General features: G+C 56.8%; 8 protein-coding genes. 2 read left to right on the top strand and 6 right to left on the bottom strand.

All coding sequences use genetic code 11. The annotated features are described in order from the left end of the window. Both VGC33_RS06850 and rlmE read right to left on the bottom strand, forming a co-directional pair. Positions 1–111, bottom strand: a 111-nt coding sequence (locus VGC33_RS06850; protein WP_331120003.1) for a hypothetical protein, incomplete at its 3' end; no start/stop codon positions are given. 46 nt (positions 112–157) lie between these two features. Next, positions 158–787: a 23S rRNA (uridine(2552)-2'-O)-methyltransferase RlmE gene (gene rlmE / locus VGC33_RS06845; RefSeq protein ID WP_331120001.1), complete on the bottom strand. Its 630-nt coding sequence runs from the start codon at positions 785–787 to the stop codon at positions 158–160. Between the two features lie 145 nt (positions 788–932). Between rlmE and yhbY the strand changes: the two genes are divergently transcribed. After that, positions 933–1,226 carry a ribosome assembly RNA-binding protein YhbY gene (yhbY, locus tag VGC33_RS06840; protein WP_331120000.1) on the top strand — a complete coding sequence of 98 codons (294 nt, stop codon included), beginning with the start codon at positions 933–935 and terminating at the stop codon, positions 1,224–1,226. A gap of 107 nt (positions 1,227–1,333) precedes the next feature. On the opposite strand, the gene greA is transcribed toward yhbY, so the two are convergent. Then, entirely contained in the window at positions 1,334–1,810 is a 477-nt protein-coding gene (greA, locus tag VGC33_RS06835) for a transcription elongation factor GreA (RefSeq protein WP_331119999.1), read from the bottom strand. A 256-nt stretch (positions 1,811–2,066) separates the two neighbouring features. Here greA and dacB point away from each other — a divergent pair, with 256 nt between their 5' ends. Next, a complete protein-coding gene (gene dacB / locus VGC33_RS06830; protein WP_331119998.1) occupies positions 2,067–3,500 on the top strand; it encodes a serine-type D-Ala-D-Ala carboxypeptidase in 1,434 nt (477 codons plus the stop codon). 130 nt (positions 3,501–3,630) lie between these two features. On the opposite strand, the gene cgtA is transcribed toward dacB, so the two are convergent. From cgtA to rpmA, 3 genes are all read right to left on the bottom strand, one after another. After that, a complete protein-coding gene (gene cgtA, locus VGC33_RS06825) occupies positions 3,631–4,812 on the bottom strand; it encodes an Obg family GTPase CgtA (protein ID WP_331119997.1) in 1,182 nt (393 codons plus the stop codon). Positions 4,813–4,828: 16 nt separating this feature from the next. Beyond that, positions 4,829–5,809: a DMT family transporter gene (locus VGC33_RS06820; RefSeq protein WP_331119996.1), complete on the bottom strand. Its 981-nt coding sequence runs from the start codon at positions 5,807–5,809 to the stop codon at positions 4,829–4,831. Positions 5,810–5,930: 121 nt separating this feature from the next. Then, on the bottom strand, positions 5,931–6,191 hold the full coding sequence (rpmA, locus tag VGC33_RS06815) for a 50S ribosomal protein L27 (protein WP_331119995.1): 261 nt from the start codon (positions 6,189–6,191) through the stop codon (positions 5,931–5,933). Positions 6,192–6,198: the final 7 nt, after the last annotated feature.

Here is a 6,198-nt window from a genome sequence, read left to right as displayed (position 1 = left end):
ATAATCCACCTTACGGCTATTGGACTCGCTGGGCCCGAAGCTCTGAAATACAGACATCAGCACTACTGCGATGACCAACCAGAGAATCAGGTTTTTCGCCATGTCACTCAAGGGATTAACCTCATATTACAACGGTGTTAACAATTAGCGTAGGGTACTATAGTTTGCGCCCTGTCGCCACAATGTACACTTCCCGCGAACGTGCGCGTGAAGCGTCTGGCTTACGAATCTTTACCTTCGTAAATAGGGAGCGAATTTCCCGCAGGTATTCATCAAAACCTTCTCCCTGAAAGACTTTAACCAGAAAACTGCCGCCAGGTGCCAGCACATCCCGGCACATTTCCAAAGCCAATTCCACTAAATACATGGCCTTGGGAATATCAACGGCCGGCGTACCACTCATATTGGGGGCCATATCGCTCATGACCACCTGCACTTTGCTTTCGCCGACCCTTGCAAGCAAGGCCTGTAACACCAGCGGGTCGCGAAAGTCGCCTTGCAGGAAATCGACACCCACGATGGGATCCATGGGGAGAATATCACAGGCGATAATACGCCCTTTTTTGCCAATTTGCGTGGCGACATACTGCGACCAGCCGCCGGGCGCGGCGCCGAGATCCACCACCGCCATATCCGGCTTGAACAGTTTGTCGCCCTGCTGTATTTCTTCAAGTTTAAACCAGGCACGGGAACGCAGTCCTTTTTTTTGTGCCTCGAGAACATATTTATCGCTAAAGTGTTCCTGTAGCCATCGACTTGAGCTGCCAGAACGCTTTTTGGTGGTCATCGTGTTTTCCAACTATCCTGAAAGAGTGCATTAGTGACGGGAGCGGGCACTCATGCGCCAGATACAATCACGACCGATTTGGTGATAACCATGAGATGGCGGTAGAATGTACCGTTTTCAATCCCAACGTAAGCAAAAAAGACAAATGAATCTTAATAATAAGCAAAAACAGCACTTGAAAAGCCTGGCGCACCCGCTAAAACCGGTCGTCATGCTGGGCAATAACGGCCTGACCGAGGGCGTGCTGGCAGAAATTGAACAGGCTCTTGAGCATCATGAGCTTATCAAAGTGAAAATCGCCGCGGAAGAACGCGAGACCAGGACGCTTATCGCAGATGCCATCGTGCGTGAAACCGGTGCCGCTAACGTGCAGGCCATCGGCGGCGTTTTGATCCTCTACCGCCCGGGCAAAGACCATAAAATCACTTTACCGCGCTGAACACGCCTTTTCTGCTGAAAAGGTGCCATGTTAGTCGTTACAGGAAAAGGCCGCTTACGGCCTTTTTCCTTTCTTTACAAATCATCTCAACAATCTTTATACGTAAATCAAAGATATTCTATCTTTAAAATCTCGTATTCCACATCGCCGCCGGGTGTGCGGATCATGGCGATATCGCCGACTTCCTTGCCGATCAGGCCCCGGGCAATGGGGGAATTGATGGAAATCAGATTTTGTTTAAAATCGGCCTCGTCGTCGCCGACGATGCGATAAGTCTGCTCGTCATCGTTTTCCAGGTTCTGGATGCTGACCGTGGCGCCGAAAATCACCCGGCCGCCGGCCGACATCTTGGTGACGTCGATAACCTGGGCGTTGGACAGCTTAGCCTCGATTTCCTGGATGCGGCCTTCGCAGAACCCCTGCTGATCGCGGGCGGCATGGTATTCCGCGTTTTCCTTCAGGTCGCCGTGCGCGCGAGCCTCGGCAATGGCCTTGATAATTTCCGGGCGGCGGACGCTTTTCAAAAAATCGAGCTCTTCCCGCAGCTTATCGGCACCACGCAAAGTCATCGGAATTGGTGTCATGGCAATACCTCTAAATGAATACTTCCTGCTAAAATAGTCGCCATCCTGACGTAAATTAATATTGTCACGGCGTAGCCTTCAGAGCTACGACCTAAGCGAAAAGCAAAAAAAACCGCACCTGGCGCAACGAGCCAGGTCAGTCTTGATTTGCATTTTGATACGTATTTTAACCCAGAGTTCCCGATGGGTCATCGTTTACTTTAACCCACTTTGCACCGTAGTATGGCACCACGTTACTTTGCCGTTGCACAATATTATGCGTTTTGCAGGACTACTCACAGGATTGACCGGCGTCGTTATGCTGTCCGCGCACGGCGCGCCGGTGGAAAATTATACGGAACTGTTGCCCGACGGCGCCAACCTGGCGCTGATTGCGCAAAAGATAGGCGCCGCCACGCCGGCCATTGATTATCACAGCCAGCAAATGGCGCTGCCGGCCAGTACGCAAAAAGTGATCACCGCGCTGGCGGCGCTGCTGCAATTGGGGCCGGCCTATCGCTTCAGCACCACCCTTGAAAGCGACGCTACGGTAGGCAACGGCGTGCTGCGCGGCGACCTGGTCGCCCGCTTCAGCGGCGATCCGACGCTCAGCCGCCAGCAGCTGCGCAACATGGTTGCCGAACTGCGCAAGCAGGGCATCCGCCAGGTCTCGGGCAATCTGGTGATCGACACCTCGGCTTTCGCCAGCCACGATAAAGCCCCCGGCTGGCCCTGGAACGACCTGACCCAGTGCTTCAGCGCGCCGCCTGGCGCGGCCATCGTCGATCGCAACTGCTTCTCCGTTTCGCTCTACAGCGCCCCCAAGGCCGGCGACAATGCGTTTATCCGCGTGGCGTCCTATTATCCCGTACAGATGTACAGCCAGGTGCGCACCCTGGCGAAAGGCTCGCCCGAGGCGCAATATTGCGAGCTGGACGTGGTGCCGGGCGAGCTTAACCGCTTTACCCTGACCGGCTGCCTGCCCCAGCGCGCCGAGCCCCTGCCGCTGGCGTTTGCTATCCAGGATGGCGCAAGCTATGCGGGCGCCATCCTGAAAAGCGAGCTGAAACAGGCGGATATTGACGTGGGGGGCACCCTGCTGCGCCAAACAGCGCCGGGCCGGCCAGGCAAGATTCTGGCCCAGACGTATTCGGCGCCGCTACATGATTTGCTGCGGGTGATGCTGAAAAAATCCGATAACATGATTGCCGATACGGTGTTTCGCACCATCGGCCGCGAGCGCCTCAAGGTGCCCGGTACCTGGCGCGCCGGCTCGGACGCGGTAAGGCAAATCCTGCGCCAGCAGGCCGGCATCGATTTGGGCAATACCATTATCGTGGACGGTTCCGGCCTATCGCGCCACGACCTTATCTCGCCGGCCACCATGATGCAGGTGCTGCAGTACATCGGCCAGCACGATCAGACACTGGACTTTATCTCCATGCTGCCGCTGGCGGGCTACGACGGCACGCTGATGTATCGCGCCGGCTTGCATGAGGCGGGCGTGGACGGCAAGGTGTCCGCCAAAACCGGCTCGCTGCAGGGGGTCTATAACCTGGCGGGCTTTATTACCACCGCAAGCGGGCAGCGCATGGCCTTTGTGCAGTATCTCTCGGGATACGCGGTGCCGCCCGAGGATCAAAAGGCCAGGCGCATTCCCCTGGTGCGTTTTGAAAGCCGCTTGTATAAAGATATTTACCAAAACAATTAATTGACGCGCCGCTAATAAAAAAACGCCCCCACGCAAACTGCGACAGGGGCGTCATAACGGCGTTCAAGCCCGATCGGGCGGGATAGGTCGCCTTATCCCGATGCGGGCCGTGAGCGGCGGTGTGGGCGCGTCAGCGGTGATAGACGAATTCCACGCCTTCTTCATCATCTTCATCCCAGTCATCATCGTCCAAATCGTCGTCTTCAGCGACGATTTCGGTTTTTTCCAGTTGCTCACGATGATAATCGTCCCACATAAACTCAACCTTGACCGGGGCGGCGGCCTCTTCGGCCGGCAGATCGTGGGGATGTTCGTTGATAAAGGCCATGACGTCCCAGCACAGCGCTTTCACGCCCTGGCGGCTGGCGGCGGAAATGATGTAGAACTGTTCCTGCCAGCCGAGCGCCTCGGCGATGGCCTTGGCCCGGCGGTCCGCTTCTTCGGCGTCCAGCAGATCGACTTTGTTGAATACCAGCCAGCGCGGCTTGGCCGCCAGCTTTTCATTGTAGCGCTCCAGCTCTTTGACGATGATCCTGGCGTTCTCGATCGGATCCGACTCGTCGATGGGCGCGAGATCGATCAGATGCAGCAGTACCCGGCAGCGCTCCAGATGTTTAAGGAAACGAATACCCAGGCCGGCGCCTTCGGACGCGCCTTCAATCAGGCCCGGGATATCGGCGACCACAAAACTCTGCTCGTTATCCATGCGCACCACGCCGAGGCTCGGCACCAGGGTGGTGAAGGGATAGTCGGCCACCTTGGGTTTGGCGGCGGATACCGCGCGGATAAAGGTCGATTTGCCGGCGTTGGGCAACCCCAGCATGCCAACATCGGCCAGCAGCAGCAGCTCAAGCTGCAGTTCGCGGTTTTCGCCCTTGGTGCCGTCGGTTTTCTGGCGCGGCGCGCGGTTAATGGAAGATTTAAAGCGCGCGTTGCCCAAGCCGTGGAAACCGCCTTTCGCCACCATGACGCGTTGCTCATGGCGGGTCATGTCGGCCATGGTTTCACCGGTGCCCTGGTCGAGAATACGCGTGCCCACCGGAACTTTGATGGTGATGTCCTTGCCGCGTTTGCCGGTGCAATCCCGGCTTTGACCGTTTTGCCCGCGTTCGGCGCGAAAGGATTTCTCGAAGCGATAATCGATCAGGGTATTCAGGTTCCGGTCCGCCAGCAGATAAACATCGCCGCCGTCGCCGCCGTCTCCGCCGTCCGGACCGCCGTTAGGAATATATTTCTCCCGCCGGAAACTGACGCAACCGTTGCCGCCGTCGCCCGCAACCACCACGATGGCGGCCTCATCTACAAACTTCATGGGAACTCTCCGTAATTCATTTGCCGGGCGGCCGAATGGGCAGCGCCGGTTTTGTTTTGGTCCGCGCGGGCAAGAGCCGATGGCCCGCCGCAGAAAACATCGCACCCGCCACCACCACAAACGCGCCCAGATAACCGATGATATTCAGCGGCGGAGCGGTGAAATAATCCGGCCAGGCGAGTGACAGTAAATCTGAAAAAAGCAGGGTGAACAGGGGCGTCAGGGTGACGATAGCGCTGACCTGCGCCGCCTGCCAGCGCGCCATGGCTTCCGCCAGCGCGCCGTAGCCAATCAATGTATTGGCACCGCAAAACACCAGGCAGGCGACCTGCCAGGAGCTCAAATGCATTATCGTCGCGGGTCTGGCCACGGCGGATAATGCTATTGTACACAAAACATACAGCAAAAACAGGATCTGTTGTGAGGCCAGCCGGCGCAGCAGAACCTTTTGCGCCACACCGTAACAGACCCAGACCGTCGCCGCGCACACCCCCAGAATCACCCCCAGGGTGTAGTCGGTCAGCCGGGTAAAGATTTCAAGCAGGCTGGTATTGAAAAACATCAGCAGGCCGCATATCAGCATCATCGCCCCGATAACCTGGGTGCCGCGCATGCGTTCCTTCAGGATCAGCACGCTGGCGAACATCATGCCCACCGGCGAGAGCTGACCGATAACCTGCGAGGCGGTCGGGCTAAGGTATTGCAGCGAGGAGCTGAAAAAAATAAAGTTGCCCAGCAAACCCGCGGTGGCGATGACCAGCATCATCAGCCAGCGCCAGCGCAAAAACAGCTTGAGCGGCGGTAGCTGGCCGCGCGGCGCCAGGATGACGGCCAGGCCGATACCAGCCATGATGAATCGATACCACACCACGGTATACGGCTCCATGTCGGTGAGCACCTGTTTCATGGCGATGGGCAACGCCCCCCAGCACATTGCGGTGGTGAGCGCCAGAATGATGCCCATTCCTGCTTGCTGTCCCGCCTGCTGATTTGTCATCATGAGTCTTAAACGCGAAATTGGCCGGAAAGAAAAGTAAAAAGCCCCGCTAGAATTGCGGGGCTTGGCTCTGTTATCTGGAAGGGGCTATCGGAACCGCAGCCAGCAAAGAACGGAAAAGTTATTCAGCGGCTACAATGCTGACAAACTTACGGTTCTTTGGTCCTTTAATTTCGAACTGGATTTTACCAGTAGCCAAAGCAAACAGAGTGTGGTCTTTACCGCAACCAACGTTGGTGCCGGGGTGGAATTTAGTTCCACGCTGGCGAACGATGATGCTGCCTGCTAAAACAGCTTCGCCGCCGAAGCGTTTGACGCCCAGGCGTTTACTTTCTGAGTCGCGACCGTTACGAGTCGAGCCGCCAGCCTTTTTGTGTGCCATGAGTGTG

Source organism: Acerihabitans sp., assembly GCF_036398755.1.
In the GTDB taxonomy this organism is placed as follows: domain Bacteria; phylum Pseudomonadota; class Gammaproteobacteria; order Enterobacterales; family Enterobacteriaceae; genus Acerihabitans.
Note: the sequence above shows the minus strand (reverse complement) of the source record. Positions and strands in the feature narration are given on the sequence as shown.